At 68.4% G+C, this 23,592-nt stretch carries 27 protein-coding genes; 10 read left to right on the plus strand and 17 right to left on the minus strand.

Annotated features, from left to right (window positions below):
• Nucleotides 1-23: 23 nt before the first annotated feature.
• The 17 genes from FJX73_06645 to FJX73_06725 all read right to left on the minus strand — a co-directional run bounded on the left by FJX73_06645 (nt 24) and on the right by FJX73_06725 (nt 12,358).
• On the minus strand, nt 24-980 hold the full coding sequence (locus FJX73_06645; GenBank protein ID MBM3470455.1) for a threonine/serine dehydratase: 957 nt from the start codon (nt 978-980) through the stop codon (nt 24-26).
• On the minus strand, nt 977-2,455 hold the full coding sequence (locus FJX73_06650) for a glycine dehydrogenase subunit 2 (protein ID MBM3470456.1): 1,479 nt from the start codon (nt 2,453-2,455) through the stop codon (nt 977-979). The genes FJX73_06645 and FJX73_06650 overlap by 4 nt, the downstream gene beginning before the upstream one ends.
• A complete protein-coding gene (locus FJX73_06655) occupies nt 2,452-3,762 on the minus strand; it encodes an aminomethyl-transferring glycine dehydrogenase subunit GcvPA (protein MBM3470457.1) in 1,311 nt (436 codons plus the stop codon). Before FJX73_06655 ends, FJX73_06650 begins: the two co-directional genes overlap by 4 nt.
• Before the next feature lie 62 nt (nt 3,763-3,824).
• Nucleotides 3,825-4,211: a glycine cleavage system protein GcvH gene (gene gcvH, locus FJX73_06660; protein ID MBM3470458.1), complete on the minus strand. Its 387-nt coding sequence runs from the start codon at nt 4,209-4,211 to the stop codon at nt 3,825-3,827.
• Nucleotides 4,212-4,238: 27 nt separating this feature from the next.
• On the minus strand, nt 4,239-5,339 hold the full coding sequence (gene gcvT, locus FJX73_06665) for a glycine cleavage system aminomethyltransferase GcvT (GenBank protein ID MBM3470459.1): 1,101 nt from the start codon (nt 5,337-5,339) through the stop codon (nt 4,239-4,241).
• Between the two features lie 14 nt (nt 5,340-5,353).
• On the minus strand, nt 5,354-5,983 hold the full coding sequence (locus FJX73_06670; protein ID MBM3470460.1) for a phosphoribosyltransferase: 630 nt from the start codon (nt 5,981-5,983) through the stop codon (nt 5,354-5,356).
• Between the two features lie 13 nt (nt 5,984-5,996).
• Nucleotides 5,997-6,455, minus strand: coding sequence for a DUF4446 family protein (locus FJX73_06675; GenBank protein ID MBM3470461.1), 459 nt, complete (start codon nt 6,453-6,455; stop codon nt 5,997-5,999).
• A gap of 68 nt (nt 6,456-6,523) precedes the next feature.
• Nucleotides 6,524-7,240, minus strand: coding sequence for a DUF554 domain-containing protein (locus FJX73_06680; protein MBM3470462.1), 717 nt, complete (start codon nt 7,238-7,240; stop codon nt 6,524-6,526).
• 1 nt (nt 7,241) lies between these two features.
• On the minus strand, nt 7,242-7,832 hold the full coding sequence (locus tag FJX73_06685; GenBank protein MBM3470463.1) for an HDIG domain-containing protein: 591 nt from the start codon (nt 7,830-7,832) through the stop codon (nt 7,242-7,244).
• Nucleotides 7,829-8,728, minus strand: a complete 900-nt coding sequence (locus FJX73_06690; GenBank protein ID MBM3470464.1) for a ParB/RepB/Spo0J family partition protein — start codon at nt 8,726-8,728, stop codon at nt 7,829-7,831. The genes FJX73_06685 and FJX73_06690 overlap by 4 nt, the downstream gene beginning before the upstream one ends.
• Nucleotides 8,715-9,476, minus strand: coding sequence for a ParA family protein (locus FJX73_06695; protein MBM3470465.1), 762 nt, complete (start codon nt 9,474-9,476; stop codon nt 8,715-8,717). Before FJX73_06695 ends, FJX73_06690 begins: the two co-directional genes overlap by 14 nt.
• Nucleotides 9,455-10,243: a 16S rRNA (guanine(527)-N(7))-methyltransferase RsmG gene (gene rsmG / locus FJX73_06700; GenBank protein ID MBM3470466.1), complete on the minus strand. Its 789-nt coding sequence runs from the start codon at nt 10,241-10,243 to the stop codon at nt 9,455-9,457. The genes FJX73_06695 and rsmG overlap by 22 nt, the downstream gene beginning before the upstream one ends.
• A complete protein-coding gene (locus FJX73_06705) occupies nt 10,240-11,088 on the minus strand; it encodes a hypothetical protein (GenBank protein MBM3470467.1) in 849 nt (282 codons plus the stop codon). Before FJX73_06705 ends, rsmG begins: the two co-directional genes overlap by 4 nt.
• Complete coding sequence (locus FJX73_06710; protein ID MBM3470468.1) at nt 10,908-11,618, minus strand: YidC/Oxa1 family membrane protein insertase; 711 nt, start codon at nt 11,616-11,618, stop codon at nt 10,908-10,910. Before FJX73_06710 ends, FJX73_06705 begins: the two co-directional genes overlap by 181 nt.
• Before the next feature lie 18 nt (nt 11,619-11,636).
• Nucleotides 11,637-11,849, minus strand: coding sequence for a membrane protein insertion efficiency factor YidD (gene yidD / locus FJX73_06715; protein MBM3470469.1), 213 nt, complete (start codon nt 11,847-11,849; stop codon nt 11,637-11,639).
• Nucleotides 11,846-12,208 carry a ribonuclease P protein component gene (gene rnpA, locus FJX73_06720; GenBank protein ID MBM3470470.1) on the minus strand — a complete coding sequence of 121 codons (363 nt, stop codon included), beginning with the start codon at nt 12,206-12,208 and terminating at the stop codon, nt 11,846-11,848. The genes yidD and rnpA overlap by 4 nt, the downstream gene beginning before the upstream one ends.
• 9 nt (nt 12,209-12,217) lie before the next feature.
• Nucleotides 12,218-12,358, minus strand: a complete 141-nt coding sequence (locus FJX73_06725; protein ID MBM3470471.1) for a 50S ribosomal protein L34 — start codon at nt 12,356-12,358, stop codon at nt 12,218-12,220.
• 463 nt (nt 12,359-12,821) lie between these two features.
• Here FJX73_06725 and FJX73_06730 point away from each other — a divergent pair, with 463 nt between their 5' ends.
• The 10 genes from FJX73_06730 (at nt 12,822) to FJX73_06775 (ending at nt 23,489) form a co-directional block, all read left to right on the plus strand.
• The gene (locus FJX73_06730; GenBank protein ID MBM3470472.1) at nt 12,822-13,613 is read left to right on the plus strand and encodes a histidine kinase; all 792 of its coding nucleotides are present in this window, start codon (nt 12,822-12,824) and stop codon (nt 13,611-13,613) included.
• Between the two features lie 49 nt (nt 13,614-13,662).
• On the plus strand, nt 13,663-15,030 hold the full coding sequence (gene dnaA / locus FJX73_06735) for a chromosomal replication initiator protein DnaA (GenBank protein ID MBM3470473.1): 1,368 nt from the start codon (nt 13,663-13,665) through the stop codon (nt 15,028-15,030).
• Between the two features lie 213 nt (nt 15,031-15,243).
• Nucleotides 15,244-16,353, plus strand: coding sequence for a DNA polymerase III subunit beta (dnaN, locus tag FJX73_06740; protein MBM3470474.1), 1,110 nt, complete (start codon nt 15,244-15,246; stop codon nt 16,351-16,353).
• Entirely contained in the window at nt 16,343-16,609 is a 267-nt protein-coding gene (locus FJX73_06745) for an RNA-binding S4 domain-containing protein (protein ID MBM3470475.1), read from the plus strand. Before dnaN ends, FJX73_06745 begins: the two co-directional genes overlap by 11 nt.
• Complete coding sequence (locus tag FJX73_06750) at nt 16,473-17,678, plus strand: DNA replication/repair protein RecF (GenBank protein MBM3470476.1); 1,206 nt, start codon at nt 16,473-16,475, stop codon at nt 17,676-17,678. Before FJX73_06745 ends, FJX73_06750 begins: the two co-directional genes overlap by 137 nt.
• Nucleotides 17,651-17,977: a DUF721 domain-containing protein gene (locus tag FJX73_06755; protein ID MBM3470477.1), complete on the plus strand. Its 327-nt coding sequence runs from the start codon at nt 17,651-17,653 to the stop codon at nt 17,975-17,977. The genes FJX73_06750 and FJX73_06755 overlap by 28 nt, the downstream gene beginning before the upstream one ends.
• Complete coding sequence (locus tag FJX73_06760) at nt 17,974-18,297, plus strand: hypothetical protein (GenBank protein ID MBM3470478.1); 324 nt, start codon at nt 17,974-17,976, stop codon at nt 18,295-18,297. The genes FJX73_06755 and FJX73_06760 overlap by 4 nt, the downstream gene beginning before the upstream one ends.
• Before the next feature lie 141 nt (nt 18,298-18,438).
• Nucleotides 18,439-20,346: a DNA topoisomerase (ATP-hydrolyzing) subunit B gene (gyrB, locus tag FJX73_06765; protein ID MBM3470479.1), complete on the plus strand. Its 1,908-nt coding sequence runs from the start codon at nt 18,439-18,441 to the stop codon at nt 20,344-20,346.
• Nucleotides 20,347-20,381: 35 nt separating this feature from the next.
• Nucleotides 20,382-22,835 (plus strand): DNA gyrase subunit A, encoded by a 2,454-nt coding sequence (gyrA, locus tag FJX73_06770; GenBank protein ID MBM3470480.1) that lies wholly within the window; start codon nt 20,382-20,384, stop codon nt 22,833-22,835.
• A 24-nt stretch (nt 22,836-22,859) separates the two neighbouring features.
• Entirely contained in the window at nt 22,860-23,489 is a 630-nt protein-coding gene (locus FJX73_06775; protein MBM3470481.1) for a hypothetical protein, read from the plus strand.
• The last annotated feature ends 103 nt before the right edge of the window (nt 23,490-23,592 follow it).

Below are 23,592 nucleotides of genomic sequence, written 5' to 3' on the forward strand. Positions count from 1 at the left end.
TGGCTTGCTCGGACGCGCGATTTCTAGCCCGGACGGGTCAGGAGGCCTGCCAGGAGTGCCGGATCCAGGTTGCCGCCACTGACCACGGCCACTGCCGGACGGTGCCTGACCAGGCCTGCCAGCAGCGCTGCCACGGAAACGGCGCCTGACGGCTCGACCGCCAGGTGCGCCTCCACGCAGAGACGGCGGACCGCATCCAGGATGGCATCGTCGTCCACGGCCACGAACTCGTCCACCGCCCGGCAGGTGGCCTCCCATGTGAGCTCCCCGGGCGTCTGCCCGCGCAGGCCGTCGGCAACAGTGTCCACCGAGGGCACCGAGACCCGCTTCCCGGCCGCCCGCGATGCCGCGAACCTGGCCACGTTGAGCGGCTCCACGCCGATTATCCGCACCTGCGGCCGCAGCGCCTTGATCGCGAGCGCCACGCCGGAGAGCAGGCCGCCGCCGCTGGCCGGAACCGCCACCGCTGCCAGGTCCGGGACCTGTTCCAGGATCTCAAGGCCGCAGGTCCCCTGGCCCGCGATCACCAGGGTGTCGTCAAACGATGGCACCATGTGGAGCCCTCGCTCCTGGGCCAGGCGCGTCGCCATATCGTACCGCTCCGACATCGTGGTTCCGCACCGGACCAGCTCGGCGCCATATCCGGTGATCGCGTTGGCCTTGACCTGGGGTACCGTCTGCGGGACCACGACGACCGCCGGGATGCCCAGGCGCGCGGCCACGTAGGCAACCGCCTGCCCGTGGTTGCCGGAGGAGGCGGTAACCACGCCCGGCACCTTGCCCGCGACCGTGCAGAGGTGGTTCGCTGCCCCGCGCACCTTGAACGACCCTGTCGTCTGGAGGCTCTCCAGCTTCAATAGGATTCCCTGCCGCTCGTCCCATGGGTGAACCGGCGTGCGGCGCGCATAGGGCGCGATGCGCGCGACCGCTTCCTGGATATCGGCTAGTTCAGGCACGCGACCGCCGCCTGGCACGGTCATGAGTCGCCCTCCTTGCCCGCGGTCCACCGCAGATTGAGCTTGCGGGCCGCGGCGACCTCGTCGAGGCGCGTCACCACGGTGCTCTGCGGCGCGTTCCTCACGGTCTCGGGGTCGGTCGCGCACTCCCCGGCCACGCGGATCATCGCGTCGGCGAACGCGTCCAGCGTCTGCCTGCTCTCGGTCTCGGTCGGTTCGATCAGGATTGCCTCGCTCACGATCAGCGGGAAGTAGACCGTGGGCGCGTGGAATCCGTGATCCAGCAGGCGCTTGGCGATTTCCAGCGTCCTGATCCCGTGCTGCTCCTTCTGTCTGCGGCCCGACAGCACGAACTCGTGCATGCACCTGCGATCGTATGGCAGATCGAAGTGGGGCCTCAGCAGCGCCAGCAGGTAGTTGGCGTTGAGCACCGCCGCCTCGGACACCTGGCGAAGCAGGGGCCCGTACGCCAGCAGGTAGGCGTAGGTGCGCACGAAGATCCCGAAGTTGCCGTTGAAGGCGCGCACGCGACCTATGGACTTGGGTCGGTCTCCGTCCAGGAGGAAGCGGTCGCCGTCGCGCTCGACCGTCGGGGCCGGCATGTACGGCTCGAGCAGGCGCTTCACAGCAACCGGTCCGGCACCGGGGCCTCCGCCGCCGTGGGGCGTGCCGAAGGTCTTGTGCACGTTCATGTGCATGACATCGAAGCCCTGGTCGCCCGGGCGCGTGATGCCCAGCATCGCGTTGAAGTTCGCGCCGTCGAGGTACATCAGCGCGCCACAGTTGTGCACTATCTCGGCCACCTCGTAGATGCCTTCCTCGAACAGCCCCAGGGTGTTGGGGTTGGTCAGCATGAGAGCGGCAACAGAGCCGTCGGCGGCGCGGCGCAGCGCGGCGTGGTCAATGTTTCCGCGGGCGTCGCTGCGCACGGTTGTAACCTCGAACCCGCACATGGCCGCGGACGCCGGGTTGGTGCCGTGCGCCGAGTCGGGCACGATCACGCGGGTGCGGCGTTCGCCGCGGTCCTCCAGGTACGCCCGGATCATCATGAGCGCGGTCATCTCTCCGTGCGCCCCTGCCGACGGCTGGAAGGTGACCCGGTCCATCCCGCTGATCTCGCAGAGCATCTGCTCGAGGCGCCACAGGAGTTCGAGCGCTCCCTGCGCCAGCGGCGCGGGCGTGTTGGGGTGGAGCCGGGCAAACCCGGCCAGGCCCGCGGCGTCCTCGTTGACCTTTGGGTTGTACTTCATCGTGCACGACCCGAGCGGGTAGAACCCTGCATCCACGGAGTAGTTCCGGTGCGAGAGCCGCGTGTAGTGCCGCACGAGATCGAGCTCGCTCACCTCGGGCAGGGTCGGTGGGGTGTTCCGGAGGTGCTCCGCGTCAACGATCGTCTCCATCGGCACGTCGGGCACGTCCGGAGCAGGAGGGGCCGCGGCGATGCGGCCGGGCATGCTGCGTTCAAAGATCACCGGCATGGTCGTCGGCGGCCTGGTCATCGGACGATCGCCTCCTTCACCGCTTCCACGAACGCGTCAATCTGCCCTCGCGTGCGCGCCTCGGTGACGCAGACGAGCCAGCCGTCCGGCAGGTCCGGATACCAGGCCCCCAGCGCCAGGCCTCCCAGGAACCCGGCCTCGGCCAGCCGCCCGTTGAGCTGGTCGGGCGGCAAGGGTGTCCTCAGCACGAACTCGTTGAAGACCGGGGCGGCGAATGCCCGGCTGATGCCCGCTACGGCGGTCAGCCTCTCCATCGCGTAGTGCGCCCGGCGGGCGTTCACCTCGGCCACGCGGCGCATTCCCCCAGGGCCTAGCGCGGCCATGTAGACCGCTGCCGCGAGGGCGTTCAGGGCCTCATTTGTGCAGATGTTGCTGGTTGCCTTCTCGCGCTTGATGTGTTGCTCGCGCGCCTGAATGGTAAGGACGAAGCCCCTGCGGCCGTCGCGGTCCTTGGTCATCCCTACAAGGCGGCCGGGCATGCGTCGGACAAACTCCCGGCGAGCCGCGAGCATCCCCAGATACGGGCCTCCGTAGTTGAGGTGATTGCCCAGCGGCTGGCCTTCTCCGGCCACGATGTCGGCGCCGTAATCGCCGGGCGGGCGCAGCAGGCCCAGGCTGATCGGCTCAGCCACGGCAGCGATCAGCAGCGCCCCGGCTTCGTGCGCCACCTGCGCCAGGGCGGCTCCCTGCTCGATGCATCCAAAGGCGTTGGGTGACTGCACCATGACCGCCGCCGTCTCCGGCCCGGTTGCCGCGCGGATCTCCCCGGGGGGTGTCACCCCGTCGCGGTGCGGAACCTCGGTCACCTCGATTCCCAGGTGGCGCGTGTACGTGCGCAGCACCTCGCGATAGTGGGGGTGCACGGCGCTCGAGGTCACCACCCGGTTGCGGCCGGTCAGGTCGCGGGCCATCACCGCCGCCTCTCCGAGCGCGCTGGCACCGTCGTACATCGAGGCGTTTGCCACGTCCATTCCGGTCAGCTCGCAGAGCATCGTCTGGTACTCGTAGGCCGCCTGCAGCTCTCCCTGCATAACCTCGGCCTGATATGGCGTGTAGGCCGTCACGAACTCGGCCCGGCCTGCCAGGCGCCATACCACGCTGGGGATCTCGTGGTCGTATGCGCCAGCACCCAGGAAGCTGACCATGTGGTCCGCGTGTGCGTTCTTGTCGGCGAGGCGCCGTAAGTGATCAAGCAGCTCTCCCTCTGGAAGGGCGGGCGGCAGTTCCAGCGGCCGCTTCATGCGGGCGGCCGCGGGGATCTCCGCGAACAGATCCTCCAGGCTCGCGACGCCGGCGACTCGTAACATCTCCTCTATCTCGCCGCCGGTCAGCGGCAGATACCTGTGCGGTTGCCATCCAGCAGCGGGATTCACGTCTGCTCTGCCCCTACCAGGGCCCCGTATGCTTCGGCGTCCAGGAGTTGCTCCCACTCGTCGGGGGCGGACATCTCTATCACGACCATCCAGGCAGCCCCGTGCGGGTCTTGGTTGATGGTCTCGGGACCGTCAACCACCGCCTGGTTCACCTCCACGACCCTGCCGGAGACCGGCGCGTAGAGGTCGCTGGCCGCCTTCACAGACTCGATCGCCCCAAACGCCTGCCCGGCGCGCACTTCAGCGCCCACGTTGGGCAGCTCGACGAAGACAATGTCGCTGAGCCGCTCCGCGGCGAATGCTGTTATTCCGATGCGGACCCTGCCGTTCTCCCTCTTGGCCCACTCGTGGTCGCGCGTGTACTTTCGGTCTGTCGGGAACATGCCTCACCTCTCGGGTTGGTTCTCGGTTCAGTCTCTTCTTGGTTCTTGCGTGCGCCGGTAGAACGGCAGCCGAACCACGCGGGCGGGAACCGGCGAGCCCCGGACCGTGATTTCCAGGCCGGTTCCGCGAGCGGCCGCTTCCCTCGGCACATAGCCCATGCCGATCGGGCGGCGGAGCGAAGGCGAGAACGTTCCGCTTGTGACGCCCCCGGCGCGGTCGCCCCCGGCGCGGATCTCGCACCCGTGCCGTGGTATGGCCCTTCCGTACGCCTCGAATCCGACCAGACGTCTTGCTACGCCCCCTGTGCGCTGGTGCTCCAGCGCCGGCCTGCCTATGAACTCCTCCTTGTCGAACTTCACCGTCCAGGCCAGGGGCGCCTCCAGCGGAGAGGTCGTCTCGTCAATGTCCTGCCCGTAGAGCATCATGCCGGCCTCGAGGCGAAGCGTGTCGCGGGCGCCCAGCCCGACCGGAATCAGCCCGTGCGGCCGACCGGCCTCCACGAGTGCCTCCCAGACTCGGGGCGCGTGGTCCCAGGCCGAGGCGATCTCGAAGCCATCTTCGCCGGTGTATCCTGTCCGCGTGACCGCCACCGGAACGCCCTGCGCCGCGAGTCCATCGAGGCGGCCAAATGGCCGCAGGCCCGCGAGCGAGGCTCCGGACACCGCTGCGAGCACCGCCTCGGCCCTGGGCCCCTGCAGGGCCAGGAGGGCCACGCCGTCAGAGATGTCCCGTACCATCGCCGGCGCTGCGTGTTCCTGGATCCAGGCCAGATCTTTGGCTCTGGTGCCGGCGTTCACTATGAGGAGATACTCCTGTTCGGCCGTGCGGAAGAGGGTCAGGTCGTCAATCACGCCGCCTGCCGGACTACACATCGGGGAGTACAGCCCTTGGCCCACTGCCAGCGGCCGGGCATCGTTGGTAATCAGCCGCTGCACCGCCGCGAGCGCATGTGGACCTTCGACGAGGATCTCGCCCATGTGCGACACGTCAAAGAGCCCGGCGCGCGTGCGCACCGCCAGGTGCTCCTCCACCAGGCCCGCGTACTGCACGGGCATCTCCCATCCCGCGAACGGCACCATCCGGCCGCCCGCGGCCCGGTGAGCCTCGTAGAGCGAGGTGCGGCGCAGGGCCGCGCCACCAATCACTTCTGCTGTCCTTGCGAGAGAAGCGCAACCACCTCGGCGTCTTCCACCTGTGTGAAGTCCTCGTAGAACTGCCCGACCGCCTGGAAGAAATCCGGGGCGCTCAAGCAGACCACCTCGTCCGCCTCCCTGGCCATGCGGGCGACCGACTCAGGAGGTGCAACCGGCACGGCCGCCACCAGGTGGCCCGGCGCCATGGCGCGCACGGCGCGCAGCGCCGCGATGAGGGTGGCGCCGGTTGCGATGCCGTCGTCGAGCACGATGACGGTCCGGCCGGCCAAGGATGGGAGTGACCGGCCCCCACGATACGCCTTGACGCGCCTGGCGATCTCAGCGCGCTGCGCCTCGGTCTCCTGCTCCAGATAGGCCGCGCTCACGCCGTGCGCCATCTCGTCCAGCACGGCCGCGCCGCCTTCGGCCACCGCGCCGATCGCCAGCTCGGGGTTGTAGGGCGCGCGCAGCTTCCTCGGCACGATCACATCCAGCAGCGCGCCCAGCCGGTCGGCGACCTCCCGGCCCACCACCACTCCGCCTCGCGGCACCGCGAGAACCACAGGGTCCTGGTCCCGCAGGTGGTCGAGGGCCGCGGCCAGGTGGCGGCCTGCGTCTCGCCTGTTGGTGAAGACCATGATGGCCGCGCGCCTATGCTTCGTCTATCGCGCGCTGCTCTTCCTCCGATAGGGTATATGTGGACCGTCCGCCGGTCACGGGCTTGGCATACCCGCGCGCGCCATCGCGGTCGTTGAGCACGCTCAGCACGACCCCGTCCCGGCGCGCGTCCAGCAATGCGAGACTGAAGCTTAGGTGCCCCCCGAGCTCCTTGAAAGCATCGTACCTTACCAGCCCGGTGTGCTGGAGACTGCGCTGGGCCTGCTCGCCCAGGCGGTCCACACGCCCCCCCAGGTGTTCAATCTGCCGGGCGGCTGCTCCCACCTCGCGCTGGAGCGCCGCCACCCGCTCCACGAACGCCGGGTCGCCGCCAGCAGCAGCAACCTGCCGCGAGAGCCCCCGGAGCCGCAGGGCCATGGCCACCACCGCGATTACAAGCGCTCCGGTGGCCACAAGCAGGTAAAGAATAAGGGAATCAGAGGTCAATGGCATCTCAGGATTTCGCCTCCAGGATCGGGACTGTTCTCTTCCATACCGTCCTGCCTACCTCCTGTTGCCCGCTACAGGCCCACGGCGCGCGTCAAGACCCGCAGGTATGGCAGCGCGGCCGTCAGCAGGACGGAGATGACCAGCGCCGGAAGCATGTTACCAACGCGGACCTTGCGAACCCGGAGGATCCCCAGGCCCAGCCCGATAATCAGGGCGCCGCCGGTGGCGGTGAGCTCGCGCGTCATCTCCTGTGTCATGACGCTGTGCACCGCGCCTGCCGCCAGCGTCAGCGCGCCCTGGTAGAGCAGCACCGTACCCGCCGACAGCAGCACGCCGACACCCAGCGCCGCGCCGATGGCGACCGCCGAGATGCCGTCCAGGAGCGACTTCGTATAGAGAAGCACGGGCGTCTGCCCCAGCCCATCCTGGATCGCGCCGAGCACGGTCATCGGCCCGACGCAGAACAGCAGACTGCTCGTGACGAACGCCGCCGCCACGGTGTTCTCGTTTGTCTGGGACCCGTACATCCGCTCGGCCCAACGCCCCAGCGCTTCGATGCCCTCCTCGATGTGGATCGCCTCTCCGATGATTCCCCCGAGCACGAGACTCGCGATTACGATAAGCACGTTGCCGGTCTGCAGCGCCATCTGAAAGCCGATAAGCAGGGTGGCCAGGCCGATGCCCGCCATGACCGTCTCGCGCACCCGCTCGGGAAACCGGTGGCGCAGGGCCACCCCTGCCAGCCCTCCGGCGGTGACGGCCATGGCGTTGACGATCGTGCCTTCCATATCAGACCGCTCCGGCAAGGCCCAGCGCCGGCGCGACATCGCGCATCGCCGCGATCACAAGCGTTGTGTGCTCCTCGAACGGCACGCCCAGCGTCTCCGTGGCGCGCAACATCTCGTCCCGGTCCACAGCGCGGGCGAATGCCTTGTCCTTCATCTTCCTGCGAACGGCCGCGGCATCCACGTCGTCGAGGCTGCGCGAGGGCCGGACGAGCGCAACCGCCACGATGAACCCGGTGAGTTCATCGCAGGCGTGCAGCGTGTGTTCCATGCGTGACTGCCTGGACACGCCGGTGTAGTCGGCGTGGGAGAGGATCGCCCGGCACACGACCTCGGGATAGCCCATCGCCCGCAGGTGCTCGACTCCCCGGATCGGGTGTCCGGCGTCCGCGGAAGGAAACCGCTCGTAGTCCATGTCGTGTAGCAGACCCACCATTCCCCAGAGGTCCTCGTCCTCCCCGAACTGCCTGGCATAAGAGCGCATCGCGGCCTCTACCGCGAGCATGTGCTTGCGCAGGTTTGGGGTGGGCGTCCACTCGCACAGGAGGGCCCAGGCTTCGTCGCGCGCGGGCAGGCGTACGGCGTCCTCTGTCATCGGGGCTTTCCTCCTTGCCGCGTCAACGCGTCCAGGAGCCGCTCCAGATCCGCGGGCGTGTAGAAGGTGATCCTGATCTCGCCGGAGCCGTTCCGCCGCAGCCGTAGGCGCACCTGGGTTCCCAGCGCGTCTTGGAGGCGTTGTTGAATAATATTGATCTCTCCTGCGTCTCGGCGGGCGCGCGCCGGTATTCCACGTGAAATAGCGCGCGGGCGGGCCCGAGATTCGGTCTCCCTGACCGAGAGGCCCTTCGCCTCCACTTCCTTCCAGACAGCCAGGAGGCGGCGCGGGTCCTCTATCGCCAGCAAGGCCCGGGCATGACCTTCGGTGATACGCCCTGCCGTGAGCGAGGCCTGAACCTCGGCGGGAAGAGTCAGCAGGCGCAGGGTGTTCGCTACCGAGGGCTGGCTCCTGCCAACCCGGCGGGCCACGGCCTCCTGGGTGAGGTGGAACTCGTCCTGGAGGCGCCGGTAGGCGGTTGCGCGCTCCATCGGGTTGAGGTTCTCGCGCTGCAGGTTCTCGACAAGCGCTGCCTCTAGGGCGCCGCGGTCGTCCAGGTGGCGCACCAGGGCAGGCACGGTCCTCAACCCGGCAGCGGCCGCGGCCCGCCACCTGCGCTCCCCGGCGACCAGCTCGTAGCCGTCCGGCATGGGCCTTACCAGCACGGGCTGCAGCACGCCGTGCTCCCGGATGGATGCGCCCATCTCCGCCAGGGACTCCTCGTCAAATCCAGTACGGGGCTGCATGCGGTTAGGCCGGATCCTGTCTATCGGCAGCTCGATGGCTCCGGATGGGGCCTCTGGTCCGGCTCCGGGGATCAGGGCTCCCAGCCCGCGGCCCAGGGCGCGCCGCGGAGAATGCGCCGGGTCAGGGGCTTGGCGTTCAGTGTCGGCCACGCTGTATCACCTCCTGGCACAGCGCCCGGTAGGCCTGGGCGCCGCGCGAGCCGGGATCGTACAGCGTGATCGGCTTGCCGTGGCTGGGCGCCTCGGCCAGACGCACGCTGCGCGGAATGACACTCTGATAGACGCGCTCACCGAAGAACCGCCGGACTTCGCCGGCGACCTGATCGGAGAGGTTGGTCCGGGAATCAAACATCGTCAGCAGCACGCCGCTGATCTCGAGGCCCTGGTTCAGGTGCCTCTGCACCAGCTCGATCGAGCGGAGAAGCTGTTTCAGCCCCTCCAGCGCGTAGTACTCGCACTGAATCGGTATGAGGACCTCGGTTGCCGCGGCGAGCGCGTTGATCGTCAGCAGTCCCATGGCCGGAGGGCAGTCCAGCAGGATTAGCGGGTAGTCGGCCGTGCCCAGCGCGCCCCGGAGCCGGGCCTCCGGCCCCTGCGTGCCTGCCAGCTCAACCTCCACCCCGGCCATGTGGATACTGCTGGGCGCAACGTACAGTCCTGGAACCTCCGCGGCTACCACTATCTCCTCCAGGGCCGCGCCGTTCATCAGCACGTCATACGTGGAGGCGGAGTGGGGGCTCCTCTCGATGCCCAGGCCGCTGGTTGCGTTGGCTTGCGGGTCCAGGTCCACCAGGAGCGTCCGGAATCCTTCGGCTGCCAGGCACGCGCCCAGGTTGACGGCCGTCGTGGACTTGCCGACGCCGCCTTTCTGGTTGACTATCGCGATGATCCTTCGCACGGCCCCTCGGGTGGATGCTTCAACGCCGCGGCCGGCCCTTCCCCCTTGCGGGGCGGGGGGGCGCCCAGGCGGCGCCCGCTACGCGGGAACTCCGGAGGCGTCGGGCGCTGTTTGCGCAGCACCAGGGCCGCGCGCAGCCGGTTGGTGGTGGGAAGGGTGCCGAGCGAGCAGGACTCAACCTCCCCTCCCAGCGCCCCCACGAGCCGGCTCGCTGCGCTGGCCTCCTCAGCAACCTTTGGGCCCCTGAGGAGTACTGCCGCGCCTCCGGGCTCCACCAATGGAAGAGTGAGTTCGCAGGTCGCGCCCAGATGGGCTGTCGCGCGCGAGACGGCCAGGCCAAATGCCTCCCGAAAGCCCTGCTCGCGGCCGAGCGCCTCTGCCCGCGCCCAGCGGATCTCAACATCCGGAAGGTCGAGCGCTACCCGGAGGTGCTCGAGAAAAGCAACGCGCCGCCTGGAGGCCTCGACCAGCACAATGCGCAGGTCCGGCCGGACTATCTTCATCGGGACGCCAGGGAATCCGGCGCCCGACCCCACGTCCACGACCCTGCACCCGGGCGGCACAACGCAGGCCTTTAGCGGGAGCAGTGAGTCCAGGAGGTGCAGGCCCTCCAGCTCGTCGGCGCTGGTGGCGGCGGTCAAGTTCAGCCGCCCCTTCCATGAGAGCAGCTGCTGCAGGAAACGCTCGAATCGGTCAAGGGCGGCGGGGGCCAGTGCGATGCCGAGCAGCGTGGTGCCTGACTGCAGGCGCGCGAGTCGCGTGGTCACTCCTCGTGCGCTGGCTCGCTCCCCGCGTCGGCGGTGCGGCGGGGATCCTCGGCGGCGCGCGGCAGCACCACAACGTGGCGCGCGTCGTCTTCCCCCTGGCTGCTCGTGGTAACCCTGGCATCGTCCTTGAGCATCAGGTGGGCAGACCTGCGGTCGCGGGCGCTCATGGGCGCCAGGGCGACCGGCGTGCCTTCGCTGGCCGCGCGCTCGGCGGCGCGGCGGGCCGCCTCCTGCACCTCTCGCTCCCGGCGCATGCGGTAGCCCATGGCATCCACGCCCAGGTGAATCTTGCGCCCGAACAGCCGCTGCATATGAAGGCCCGCGATCATCTCTAGGGCGTCCAGCGCGCGGCCGTCCCTGCCGACCAGCCCGGCCAGGGTGCGGCCCTGCAATGTTGCCATAAGGCCGTCAGGGGCCTCTTCGATGCTCACGGTGGCCGGGAAGCCCATGAGCCGGGCGATCTCTGCTATGAGCGCTCCCAGGGTGTCGGCGGCGCCGGGCCGCATGGTGATCCGAACGCGCGCCTCTCTTCCTCCGAAGCCCAGCAGGGCCGCCTTGGGCTCCTGGAGGATCTCGACGTCCACCTCGCTCCGCGTGACGCCGAGCAGGGCGAGCGCCTTCTCCACGGCCTCATCAACGGTGCGTCCCGAGGCCTCCGCGGAGGTCATCGGTCGTCCTGGGCTCCGGGCTTGCGCTTGGCCTTCGCAGCCGCGGTGGGCTGCCGGGGTGGGGCTACCTTCACCGGGCGCGGGGGCCCGATCACGATGAAGTACTCCGCGATGTAGGCCACCGTGGAAGAGATCCAGTACACGGAAAGGCCAAGTGGGAACTGCGTGGAGAACCATGCGATCATAATCGGCATAAAAATAAACATCTTGGCCTGTTGTGGATCAGTGATGGACATCTTCTGCTGGTAGTAGGTAGTCAGGCCGCTCAGGACTGGGATCAGGATCAGCAGGGGGTTGTCGAGGAACACCTGGACCGGCCAGGGGTGGGCCTCCAGGGGCAGCCCGAACAGCTTCTCCCCGCCGAACAGCCCCGGCTTTCTCAGGAGCGCGAAGAGGGCGTACAGCACCGGCAGTTGCAGCAGGAGGGGCAGACACCCGCCCAGCGGGTTTACCTTGTGCGCGCGATAGAGGTTCATCACCTCGGCGTTCAGTTGTTTGGGGTCTTCCTTGTACTTGCGCCGCAGGACCTCCATCTGCGGCGCCAGGGCCTGCATCGCCTTCATGGATCCAAGTTGCTTGCGCGTCAGGGGGTGCAGGACGAGCTTGATCGCGATCGTCAGCAGCACGATTGCCGCCACGTAGTTCTGGGTGACGCCGTGGAAGGCCTGGAGCACGCTCTGCAGCAGCGTCACAATGGCTTCAAACACGCGATGTCCTCCTCTTGCTCATCTTGGAACAGGATCGTGTCCGCCTGGATGGAACGGATGGCAGCGGGCGATTCGCCGCACCACGAGCGGCAGCCCCCGCAGCGCGCCGTGGCGCTCGATTGCCTCGGCCGCATACTCCGAACAGGAGGGATAGAAACGGCAGGCGCGCGGCAGCAGGGGGGAGAGAAACCGTCTGTATGCCGCGATCACGGCGAGCAGGATCCGCGTCATCTGCCACTCTCCTCCGCCGCGCGGGCCATCCCGGCCCGGTCCAGGGCAATGCCCACGGCACCGCGAAGATCGGCGTATCTCGCCGCTGCTGCTGCCCGGCGAGGAACCACCACCATGTCCGCGCCGGCGCGGATGCGCGATTGCTCGGCACGGACCGCCTCACGCAGCCGCCGCCGGATGCGGTTGCGCGCAACGGCGCCGCCGAACCGCCTGCTCACGACCAGGCCCAGGCGCACGCGCTCGGTGCCGTTGGGCCGGGCGTGCAGGACGAGCAGCGCGGTCGTGCAGCGGGATCCTTCGCGATACACGCGGCGAAAGTCTTCCTCTCGGGACAAGCGGCCAATACTGTGGGTGAGCACAACAGCGCCCTACCCGGAGACGGTCAGCCGGTGCCTCCCCTTCGCCCGCCGGCGCTTCAGCGTCTGGCGCCCGCCCGGTGTGCGCATCCGCGCGCGAAAGCCGTGTACGCGCCCGCGCTTCCGCTTCTTCGGTTGAAATGTTCGCTTCACTTGGGGACCCTCCACTACACAACAGGCCCACTATAGCACAGCCCCTTTGCCGCGGCAACGCGCGTTTGGCGCCGCATCGCAGCGTCCTGGGCATACCCTGTGGATAACCCCCGCGGCTGTCCACATCTTTGCCCGCGGCTGTCCGAACCGTGCTCGATTCAGGCCCCTGGTTCGCCTGCGGTTGCGCGAAAATGCCCCCAGAACCCCCTCCGATGTCCACAGGGTTTTCCACACCTGTGGATAACGTCCGGGTCCCGCCGCTGTTGCTGGTTTCCGGGTTGCCGCCGGACAGAGGATGCCGGGTGCGGCAGCGCGAATCCCTTGTCCGTCCGGGTCGCGTTATCCACACCCTTGCCGTTCCTGTGACCGTCCAGGGGTGGGCGTGAAATCCGATGCCCGGGGGTCTGCGGGGTAGGAGTCTGCGCGGTGGTGGCCAACCACTACCGGGCGCAGCGGGGACTCGATGTCCATTCGTGAGATCATCGCGCGGCTGATCGAGGAGCGGCGCGTCGCGCCGCTGCCTGTCGGCGACGAGGCCGAGCCGGAGGTGCGCCTCGCGGTTTACGACTCGCCACTGGCGGCTCCGCGGGTGATCTCGCTGCGCGGGGACGATTTCCACACGCTCGTCGGCGAGCTGGCGGCGCGCACATATGCGGTATCGCGCGAACGCGGGGGGCGAGTGCCGTTTGTTGTCATCAAGGAGATCGTTGAGAACTTGATACACGCCTACTTCCACAACGCCACGGTCACGGTCCTCGATGACGGCAACACGATACGCATCGCCGACCAGGGACCGGGGATCTCCGACAAGGAGCGCGCCGCAGTGCCTGGGTTCTCCACCGCCACCGCCGAGATGCGGCGGTTCATCCGCGGCGTCGGCAGCGGGCTGCCGGTGGCAAAGGAGCAGATGCAGTTTCTTGGCGGCTCGCTATCCATAGAGGACAATCTGGACCGTGGCACCGTGGTCACGCTGCGCATACAGCAGGAGCCGCCCGCCCCAGAGCCGACCCCGGAGCCGGCTCTTCGTCGGGCCCCGGCGATCACCCCGCGGCAGAAGAAGGTGCTCCTGCTGGTCGCCGAGTTGGGCGCCGCCGGCCCCACGACGATCGCCAAGGAGCTCGACATCAGCCACAGCACGGCGTACCGTGAGCTTCAGGCCCTGGAAGCCCTCAAGCTCGCAACGGGGAAGGGGCGCGGCAAGCGCACCCTCACCGAGGAGGGCATTGCCTTCCTAGATGAGATCTTCAAGTCCTGATGGAGTGACCGCTGGATATCGCGCATCGCGAGAGGAGCCGGCCGTGACGATCGAAGTCTCCCCCGCCGAGTTGTGGACGGAAGCCCTGCGACGAATGGAGGGGCAGCTCAACAAGCCGACCCTCGAGTCGTTTCTGCGGGTGATGCGTCCCGTCGGTCTCCAGGATGACACCTTTCACTTCTCCGTCCCTAACCGCTTTGCGAAGGACTGGGTGGAGCAGCGGCTGACCGACACGATCCGGCGCGCACTGCGCGTCGTGATCGGTCGCGACGTCGGCGTGCGCGTTTCGGTTGTCGAGGCCCCGCCGCCGGCCCAGGGCCCCGCGGCCCCGGCGCAATCTCCACGCACCGCGGCGCCGTCCTCTCCTGCGCCCTCCCGCGTTCCCGAAGGGATCCACATCTCGCCCAAGTACACCTTCGAAACGTTCGTCGTGGGAGCCGGAAACCGGTTCGCCCACGCGGCCGCGATGGCCGTGGCCGAGTCGCCCGCGCGGGCCTACAACCCCCTGTTCATCTACGGCGGCGTTGGCCTGGGCAAGACTCACCTGCTCCAGGCCATCGGGCACCGGGTGCTGCACGGCGCGGGCATCGCGCGGGTCGCGTACGTGAGCAGCGAGAAGTTCACCAACGAGTTGATCAACTCGATCCGGGACGACAAGACGCTAGAGTTCCGGCAGCGGTACCGCAGCGTAGACGTCCTGCTCATAGACGACATCCAGTTTCTGGCGGGAAAGGAGCGAACGCAGGAGGAGTTCTTTCACACGTTCAACACGCTTCACGAGACCAACCACCAGATCATCATCTCGTCAGATCGGCCGCCCAAGGAGATACCCACCCTGGAGGACCGCCTCCGGAGCCGTTTCGAGTGGGGGCTGATCGCCGACATCCAGCCCCCCGACCTGGAGACGCGCATCGCCATCCTGAGCAAGAAGGCCGAGAGTGACGGGATCTCCGTGCCCGGGGGAGTCGCGGAGTTCATTGCCCAGCGCATCCACACGAACATCCGCGAGCTGGAAGGTGCGCTGGTGCGTGTGGTCGCCTACGCTTCTCTCACCCGCTCGGCCATCAGCGTGGAGCTGGCCGCGGATGTGCTGCGCGATCTGCTGCCTCCCGCGCGAGCCAGGGTCGTGACAATCCAGTCCATCCAGCAGGCGGTGGCGGAGTTCTTCGGCCTGCGGGTGGAAGAGATGCGCGCCAAACGCCGCACCAAGGGCGTGGCCTTCCCGCGCCAGGTGGCCATGTACGTGGCTCGAGAGATCACGGACGCCTCGCTGCCGCGCGTTGGGGAAGAGTTCGGGGGGCGTGATCACACCACGGTCATGCACGCGTGCCAGCGGGTGCGCGAAGCGCTTCACCGCGACGCCCATCTTGCGGCCAGCATCAAACGCCTGATGGAAGACCTCCAGCGTCAAGGTTGATATCCTGTGCGCGCACCTGGGATCGTGTGGACAACCGGATGCCGTGGCGCACGCGCGCCCGCGTGCTTCTCCGAGATGTCCCCACGCCGTCCAGGGTGGCATGGCGCCGCAACGGTCCGCGCCCAGGAGGCCCGGGCGGTTCTCCACAGAGTGCACAACGCCTACTACTACGACTGTTGTTTGATTACAATACAGATATAGAAGGAGGCGCGCATGCAGTTTACCTGTGCGCACGAGCATCTAAGCAAAGCGGTTGCCCTGGTGGGCCGCGCCGTATCCACGCGCGCCACGATGCCCATCCTGAGCAACATACTGATCGAGACGCGCAAGGACGCGATCAAGTTGGCCGCCACCGACCTCGACCACGGCATACAGACCGAGGCGCCCGCAAAGGTCAAGAAGGGCGGTGCGATAACGCTTCCGGCGCGGCTGTTCGGCGAGATCGTTTCGAACCTCCCCGAGGCGCCCGTGCAGGTGAAGGTCGTGGAGGGAGGCACCGAGGTCGAGGTCCAGTGCGAGAGGGTGACCTACGATCTGGTGGGGCTGCCCGCGTCGGACTTCCCGCTGATGCCGGAGCCCGAGGCCGCGCCGGTGGCCAGCGTGGACGCAGGGCTGCTGCGCACAATGGTGCGGCAGACCGAGTTCGCTGTGTCCACCGATGACACGCGCGTGTTCCTGACAGGGCTCTACCTCGTCCTGGACGGGAAGGAAGTCCGCGTGGTCGCCACCGACGGCGGCCGGCTCGCCCTGCGCACCGCCGCGCTCGCCAGCGCGGCATCGCAGAAGATAGGCGTCATCGTGCCTTCCAAGACGATGCGCGAGTTGACGCGCGCACTCGGGAGCGCCGAGGGCGAGGTGGAGATCTCCCTGGCAGAGAACCAGATCCTGTTCACCATGCCGGGAGCAAGGATGGTCAGCCGCCTGATTCCAGGGCCCTTTCCGAACTACCAGCAGGTCATCCCGCAGGGCTACAAGCAGCGCGTGACCGTTGGCACACAGCGGCTGCTGGCCGCCGTGCGCCGCGTCGCGCTCACGGCACGGGACTCGGCCAACGTTGTTCGGCTGCAGGCCGAGGGGGACACGCTGACGCTCGCTTCCAACACGCCCGAGTACGGCCGGTCCGAAGAGCGCCTGCAGGTCGCCTCTGAGGGCGACATCGTCGCAACCGCGTTCAACGCCAGATACCTGATCGAGTGCCTGTCGGTGCTCGATGCGGACGAGCTGGTGCTCGAGCTGACCGGACCGCTTAGCCCTGGCGCGCTGCGCCCTGTCGGAGGAGGCGACTATACGTACGTTCTGGCCCCGGTCCGCGTTGCCACCTGAGCGCACGGTAAGGATCCATACAGGGACCATCACCCTGGGCGCGCTGCTGAAGTGGGCAGGCGTGGTGGGAACCGGCGGCGAGGCCAAGACCCTCATCGCGGCGCGCCGCGTGCTGGTAAATGGGCAGGTCGAGACGAAGCGTGGCCGCCGGCTGGCCGCCGGGGACCTGGTCGCCGTGCAGGGAGGGCCCACCCTGGCCATCGCAGTTGCGGAAGATGCCACGACTCCGGCGCCTCTGGATTCGGTCCTTTCGTAACTACTCCCGAGCGGACATCGCGCTCGACGACGGCGTCACCGCGCTCGTCGGCCGCAACGGAGCGGGCAAGTCCAACGTGCTGGAGGCCGTCTACCTGGTGGCGACCGGACGGTCTCACCGGACCGCGCGCGAGGAGGAGGCAATCCAGAGCGGCGAGACGGCCGCCCGAGTGCGTGCACAGATCTTCCGGCGAGGACGCGAGGAAGAGATTGAGATAACGCTGGCGGTGGAAGCTGGCCGCCTGACCTCGCAGATGCGGGTAAACGGCGCGCCCACCCCGCGAGGGAGCGTGCTCGGCCGCCTGACGGTCGTCCTGGCGGCCCCGTGGGATTTGGAGATGGTACGCGGCCCTGCGGCAGGCCGTCGCCGCCTGCTGGACGCGGCCCTGGCTCAGATCAGCCCGGCCTACTTCTTCGCGTTGCACCGTTACCACCGGGTGGTGGCGCAGAGGAACGCCCACCTGCGGCGCGGGGTGCCGGGCGGCACCGAGGCCTGGGACGCCCAGATGGTCGCGCTTGGCGTGAGGATCGCGGCGCACCGCGGCGCATACATGCGGCGCATGGCGCCCGAGGCGGAAGCGTGGTTTGGACGCCTGGGTGGAGAGGGCGCCCTCACGGTGGCCTACCGCCCGTCCTGGCTCGGGGAAACGGACGAGACCCGGGAGGACGAGGCACGGGCGCAAATGGCGCGCCTGCGCGCCGATGAGATCAGGCGGGGCACCACGCTGTCTGGCCCCCACCGCGACGACGTGGAGTTGTCGCTCGGGGGTACCGCGCTGCGCGCCAACGGGTCGCAGGGACAGTGGCGGACCGCCATGCTGGCGATTCGGCTGGCCGAGCGCGGAGTGATGGCCTCCGAGACGGGAGAGAGCCCGGTTCTCCTGCTGGACGACGCGCTCTCGGAGCTCGACCAGGACCGGCAGAGAAGAATCCTGGGGCTGGCGGAGGAGGGGCAGGTGCTGTTGACCTCGACCGTGCTGCCGCGGGTTGCCCGACCGGTGAGGGTGCTGACGGTGGAAGCCGGCGCCGTGGCGGAGGCGGCATGGTCGTCCCAATCAGAGACGTTCTAAGGTCGGCCGCCCGCGCGCTGGGAATCGAGCCGGCGGCGCACCTCGCGGCTGCCCGGGAGGCATGGCCGCGGGTCGTGGGCCAGGCGCTGGCAGGAGTAAGCGCTCCGGTTACCCTGCGGGGCAAGAGATTGCAGGTGGGGGTGACCCACGAGGCAGCCGGACAGGAGATCCGGCTGCGGCGCGCAGAGATCGTGGTAGCCCTGGCCCGTGAGGTGGGCGAGGGGGCAATCACCGACGTGACGCCGGTAGCACGGCGAAGCCTGCCCGGCCGCGGGCCGGGCCGCAGGGAGGTCCGGTGAGCGCCGGAGCGAGCGCTGGAGTGGGCACCGGCGTTAGCACCGGGCTGTTCGTCTACCTCGGTGGGGACACCGTCGTGGACGTGCGCGAGGTAGTGGCGGTTCTCGACGCGCGGGGGCTGCAGCGGTCTTCTATGGGACGAAGCCTGCTCACGCGGGCCGCGGCAGCAGGCCGCCTGGCAGAGCCCGAACTCCTGCCGTCGGCCCGCGCGATCGTGGTGACGACCGCCCGCCTCCACCCTACGCCGGCGACCCCATCCACGGTGGCCGGCCGGATCGGGATCCTGACCAGAACCCGGCGGCGGAAAACGGCGGAGAGATAGTCAGGACGCGTGTTTCCACCGTTGACACCCCAGCCGCTCAGGCGGTAGAATAGGTAATGGGCATGCGCGCCGGGGCGCGTGCCCGTTTGCATGAGAGTGCTTGTGTGAGCGTGCCCGTTCGCTTGAGTGGAGCGTGGATTGATGGCTGAGACCCCAGAGTATTCCGCCCAGCATATCCAGGTCCTGGAGGGGCTGGACGGTGTCCGGCGGCGCCCCGCCATGTACATTGGGAGCACCGGTCCGGACGGGCTGCACCACCTCTTGTACGAGGTGGTGGACAACTCGGTGGATGAAGCCCTGGCCGGGGCCTGCACGCGCATTGATGTCGCCCTCCACGCCGACGGCAGCGCTACCGTGCTGGACAACGGCCGAGGCATTCCCGTGGACAAGGTGCCGAAAGTTGGGAAGCCGGCCGTCGAGGTGGTGCTGACCACCCTGCACTCGGGCGGCAAGTTCGGCGGGGGCGGGTACAGGATCTCCGGCGGGCTGCACGGCGTTGGGGTGTCGGTGGTCAACGCCCTCTCCGAGTGGCTGGAGGTCGAGGTCTACCAGGACGGCAAGACGCACCACCAGCGGTTCGCGCGCGGCCGGACGCAGGGCCCGCTCGTGGCGACGCGCGGATCTCCCCAGCCCAACGGCACCAAGGTGACCTTCAAGCCCGATGCGCAGGTTATGACGGCGACCGAGTTCGCCTTCGAAGTCGTGGTCAAGCGCCTGGAGGACATCGCCTATCTCAACGCGGGCCTGGAGATCCGCCTGACAGACGAGACCACCGGGCGCGCTGCGACGATCAAGCACGACGGCGGAATAAAGGAACTCGTGGCGGCCCTCAACAGGACGAAGGCGAAGATCTCCGAGATCGCGCACGCCCGACGCGAACGCGACGGCGTCGAGGTCGAGGTTGCCCTCCAGTATACCGACAGTTACGTCGAGCACATGCTCACGTACGTGAACACGATCCCCACGCCCGAGGGCGGTACGCACCTGATCGGGTTCCGCTCGGCCCTGACGCGCACCATAAACGACCATGCCAGGCGCGCGTCGCTGGTGCGCGACAGCGACCCCTCGCTTGCCGGCGAGGACATGCGGGAAGGTATGACCGCCGTGCTCAGCGTCAAGATGGCCGAGCCGCAGTTCGAGGGACAGACCAAGACGAAGCTCGGCAATACCGAGGTAAAGGGAATCGTCGAGTCCGTGGTCTCCGACGCCCTCGCGGAGTTTCTGATTACCCACCCGCCGGACGCGAAGCGAATCGTGGCGAAGGTGCTGAACGCCGCGCGCGCCCGCGAGGCCGCGCGCCATGCACGGGAGCTCGTGCGGCGCAAGAGCGCCCTCGAGGTGGGCACCCTGCCGGGCAAGCTGGCCGACTGCGTGGAGCGCGACCCCAACCTCTGCGAGGTGTACATAGTGGAGGGCGAGTCCGCGGGCGGGACCGCCAAGCAGGGCCGCGACCGGAACTTCCAGGCGATCCTGCCGATCCAGGGCAAGATCCTCAACGTCGAGAAGGCGCGCGAGGACAAGATGATCGCGCACGACGAGATCCGCGCGATCATCACCGCGCTGGGCACCGGCGTGGGCGGGGAGTTCTCGCTCGAGAAGAGGCGCTACGACAGGGTCATCATCATGTGCGATGCCGACGTGGACGGCAACCACATCCGCACGCTGCTGCTGACCTTCTTCTACCGCTACATGAAAGAACTCATCACGCACGGAAAGGTCTACATCGCGCAGCCACCGCTCTACCTGATAAGGAGCGGGAAGGAGAGGACCTACGCCTACTCCGAGGAGGGGCGCCAGGTGGCCCTGCAGGCGCTCGACCGCCGGGGGACGAGGGCCGAGGTGCAGCGGTACAAGGGGCTGGGCGAGATGAACCCCGAGCAACTCTGGGAGACCACGATGAACCCGGCCACGCGGACGCTGCTGCGCGTGGACCTCGAGGACGCGGCGGCCGCCGAGGGGGTCTTCCGAACGCTGATGGGAGAGGAAGTCGAACCCCGAAAGCAGTTCATAATCCAGTACGCGCGCGACGTGCGCAACCTGGACATCTAGGAGAACGCCGCCCCCCCACCGAGGGCTACCGAAGAATGGCAACCGAAGAGCTGAGGATCGTCCCGCGGCCGATCGAGGAGGAGATGCGGACCTCCTACCTCGACTATGCCATGTCGGTGATCGTGAGCAGGGCGCTGCCCGACGTGCGCGACGGGCTGAAGCCGGTGCAGCGACGGATTCTCTACGGTATGCAGGAACTGGGCGTGCGGCCCGACACGCCGCACCGTAAGAGCGCCCGCATCGTGGGTGAGGTGATGGGCAAGCTCCATCCGCACGGGGACGCGCCGATCTACGACGCGCTGGTGCGGATGGCGCAGGAGTGGTCGTTCCGTTATCCGCTGGTGGACGGCCAGGGCAACTTCGGCAGCGTGGACGGCGACCCGGCAGGGGCCATGAGATATACGGAGGCACGGCTGTCGCCCGCCGCCGCCGAGCTCCTGGCCGACCTGGACAAGGAGACCGTTTCCTTCCGTCCCAACTTCGACGAGAGCCTGAAGGAGCCGGCGGTCCTGCCGGCAAGGCTGCCCAACCTGCTCGTGAACGGCGCCAGCGGCATCGCTGTCGGCATGGCCACCAACATCCCGCCGCACAACCTGGGCGAGATTACGGACGCGCTGGTTGCGCTGATTGACAGCCCTGCGACGCCCATTGAAGAACTGCTGAAGATCGTCAAGGGGCCCGATTTCCCCACCGGCGGCGTCATCCTGGGAAGGGACGGGATCCGCTCCGCGTACACGACCGGGCGGGGAAGCATCACGGTGCAGGCCAGGACCGCAATGGAAGAGATACGCGGCGGCCGCATCGCGCTGGTCGTGACCGAGATCCCGTACATGGTGAGCAAGTCGGCGCTTGTTCAGCGCGTTGCCGACCTGGTGCGCCGCAAGAAGCTGGTGGGCATCGCGGACCTGCGCGACGAGTCGGACCGGCGGGGGCTGCGCGTGGTGATCGAGCTTCGGCGAGACGCCAACCCGCAGATAGTGAAGAACCAGCTCTTCAAGCACACCCAGATGCAGATCACCTTCGGCGCGATCATGCTGTCGCTGGCAGACGGCTCCCCGCGGCAACTGGGGCTCAAGGAGATGCTGGGGCACTACCTCGCGCACCGGCGCGACGTGGTGATTCGCCGGACCCGGTACGAGCTGCGCCGCGCCGAGGAACGCGCCCACATCCTCGAGGGGCTCAAGGTTGCGCTGCGGCGACTGGACGAGATCATCGCGCTCATCCGCAAAGCGAAGGACGTGCCCTCCGCGCGCGCGGGGCTGATGGCGCAGTTCGAGTTGAGCCAGGCCCAGGCCGAGGCGATCCTGGAGATGCGCCTGCAGCGGCTGACGGCGCTGGAGCGCGAGAAGATAGAGGCGGAGTACAAGGAGCTGCTCAAGGAGATCGCCCGGTTCAACGAGATGCTGGCAGACGCCACCTCCCCGCGGCCGAGGCTCATCATGGCCACGGTCCGGGAGGAACTGCTGGCGGCGCGCGAGCGCTATGCCGACCCCCGCCGCACCCGGATCACCGGCAAGGAGGCCGAGGAGTTCGAGGCCGAGGACCTGATCCCCGACACCGAGGTTGTAATCACGCTCACCCGCAACACCTACATCAAGCGCCAGCCCCTGGAAACCTACCGGGTGCAGCGCCGCGGCGGCAGGGGCGTCACCGGGATGGCCACGCGCGAGGAAGACGTGGTCGAGCAGATAGCGGTGACCACCAACCACGCCTTCCTGTTGTTCTTCACCAACCGCGGCAAGGTCTACCGGACCAAGGCGCACGAGGTCCCCGAAGCAGGCCGCACCGCGCGGGGGCTTCCGGTGGTCAACCTGTTCAACGTCGCGCAGGGCGAGCGCGTCAACGCCATCATCCCGCTCCGCTCGTTCGAGGAGGCGGGGACGCTGTTCATGACGACGCGGCGCGGCATGGTGAAGAAGACCGGGCTGATGGAGTTCGTGCACGCCAAGCGGGCCGGCATCTTCTCCATCACGCTCGCGGGCGACGACGAGCTCGTGGGCGTCAGGCACATCCATAAGGAGACCGAGATCGTGCTGGCAACGCGGCTGGGCCGCGCGATCCGGTTCAAGGCAGGCCAGGTGCGCGAGATGGGGCGAACCGCCCGCGGCGTGATCGGCATCCGGCTGAAGGGCGATGACAGCGTGGTGGGGGTTGCCGACAGCAGCGAGGGAGGCGCGCTGCTGACCGTGACAGAGGCCGGATACGGGAAACGCACGCCCTTCTCGCAGTATCCGGTGAAGCGCCGCGGCGGAATCGGGGTGATCAACATCAAGATCGCCCGCAAGAAAGGCCCCGTGGCCGCGGTGCGGGCGGTGGACGACGAGGACGAGCTGCTGCTGATCTCCGCCAACGGCATCGTCAACCGGATCACCGTGCGCGAGATCACGGCGCACGGCAGGCAGTCGCAGGGCGTCGCGGTGATGCGGCTCGAGGCCGGCGACCGCGTCGCGGCCGTGGCCCGGGTTGCTGCAAAGGACGCCGCGGAGTAACCGGGCCAGGGCATCGGGTCGCAGATGGGCTGGGCGCGCTGGGCCAAGGCCGTGGGCATCATAGGCGGGACCGTGCTCTTGCACGAAACCGCCCACCTCCTGGCCGCGCTGCAAACCGGGGTGGCGGTGCGAGAGGTAGGGATCGGCTTCGGGCCCACCCTGGCGCGCCGGCGGGCCCGCGGCCTGGACGTGACGCTGCGACTGCTGCCGCTGGGCGGGTTCGCGGCGATTGACGTGGACCAGGTTCCTCCGGAGCGGCGCGTTCCCGTCCTGCTGGCCGGGCCGCTGGCCAACATCGCCGCAGGCCTGCTCCTGCGCTACGCCGCCCGCGTGCCGGCGCCGCCGCTCCTGCCAGGGCGTACCGGGCGCATACAGGTGGGTGGGCCGCTCTCCGTCTTGGCGCTGCTTGCCGGCGCGGACGGGGGAGGGCCGCGCGCTCTTGCTGCTGCAGCGGGCGCCGTCAACCTGAGCGTTGGGATCTCCAACCTGCTTCCGCTTCTGCCGCTGGACGGCGGGCACCTGGCCGTGGCGCGCATGGAAGTCGCGGGCGTCCAGCCATCAGCCGTATCAGCGTTCCGGCAAACCTCCGCTGCGCTGTTCCTGTGGCTCGTGCTCCGTGCGCTCCTGAGCGATCTGACCAGACGGCGGCGCTGATCGGCGCCCCTGGGGGTTGAGGCCGCTTGCGGCATATTGACACCGGCGCCGGGCCGGCGTAATTTAGAATGGCGTTCTACACAGTAGTATGAAGGGGCCCGCG

Source organism: Armatimonadota bacterium (genome assembly GCA_016869025.1).
Lineage (GTDB): Bacteria > Sysuimicrobiota > Sysuimicrobiia > Sysuimicrobiales > Humicultoraceae > VGFA01.

What these genes read in the sequence shown, in the direction of transcription:
- FJX73_06645 (MBM3470455.1), bottom strand. Translation starts at nt 980, where the DNA reads ATGACCGTGCCAGGCGGCGGTCGCGTGCCTGAACTAGCCGATATCCAG.
- FJX73_06650 (MBM3470456.1), bottom strand. Translation starts at nt 2,455, where the DNA reads ATGACCAGGCCGCCGACGACCATGCCGGTGATCTTTGAACGCAGCATG.
- FJX73_06655 (MBM3470457.1), bottom strand. Translation starts at nt 3,762, where the DNA reads ATGTTACGAGTCGCCGGCGTCGCGAGCCTGGAGGATCTGTTCGCGGAG.
- gcvH (MBM3470458.1), bottom strand. Translation starts at nt 4,211, where the DNA reads ATGTTCCCGACAGACCGAAAGTACACGCGCGACCACGAGTGGGCCAAG.
- FJX73_06670 (MBM3470460.1), bottom strand. Translation starts at nt 5,983, where the DNA reads ATGGTCTTCACCAACAGGCGAGACGCAGGCCGCCACCTGGCCGCGGCC.
- FJX73_06675 (MBM3470461.1), bottom strand. Translation starts at nt 6,455, where the DNA reads ATGCCATTGACCTCTGATTCCCTTATTCTTTACCTGCTTGTGGCCACC.
- FJX73_06680 (MBM3470462.1), bottom strand. Translation starts at nt 7,240, where the DNA reads ATGGAAGGCACGATCGTCAACGCCATGGCCGTCACCGCCGGAGGGCTG.
- FJX73_06685 (MBM3470463.1), bottom strand. Translation starts at nt 7,832, where the DNA reads ATGACAGAGGACGCCGTACGCCTGCCCGCGCGCGACGAAGCCTGGGCC.
- FJX73_06705 (MBM3470467.1), bottom strand. Translation starts at nt 11,088, where the DNA reads ATGGTTCTCCACGCAGTTCCCACTTGGCCTTTCCGTGTACTGGATCTC.
- yidD (MBM3470469.1), bottom strand. Translation starts at nt 11,849, where the DNA reads ATGACGCGGATCCTGCTCGCCGTGATCGCGGCATACAGACGGTTTCTC.
- FJX73_06730 (MBM3470472.1), top strand. Translation starts at nt 12,822, where the DNA reads ATGTCCATTCGTGAGATCATCGCGCGGCTGATCGAGGAGCGGCGCGTC.
- dnaN (MBM3470474.1), top strand. Translation starts at nt 15,244, where the DNA reads ATGCAGTTTACCTGTGCGCACGAGCATCTAAGCAAAGCGGTTGCCCTG.
- FJX73_06750 (MBM3470476.1), top strand. Translation starts at nt 16,473, where the DNA reads ATGGGCAGGTCGAGACGAAGCGTGGCCGCCGGCTGGCCGCCGGGGACC.
- FJX73_06755 (MBM3470477.1), top strand. Translation starts at nt 17,651, where the DNA reads ATGGTCGTCCCAATCAGAGACGTTCTAAGGTCGGCCGCCCGCGCGCTG.
- gyrB (MBM3470479.1), top strand. Translation starts at nt 18,439, where the DNA reads ATGGCTGAGACCCCAGAGTATTCCGCCCAGCATATCCAGGTCCTGGAG.
- gyrA (MBM3470480.1), top strand. Translation starts at nt 20,382, where the DNA reads ATGGCAACCGAAGAGCTGAGGATCGTCCCGCGGCCGATCGAGGAGGAG.
- FJX73_06775 (MBM3470481.1), top strand. Translation starts at nt 22,860, where the DNA reads ATGGGCTGGGCGCGCTGGGCCAAGGCCGTGGGCATCATAGGCGGGACC.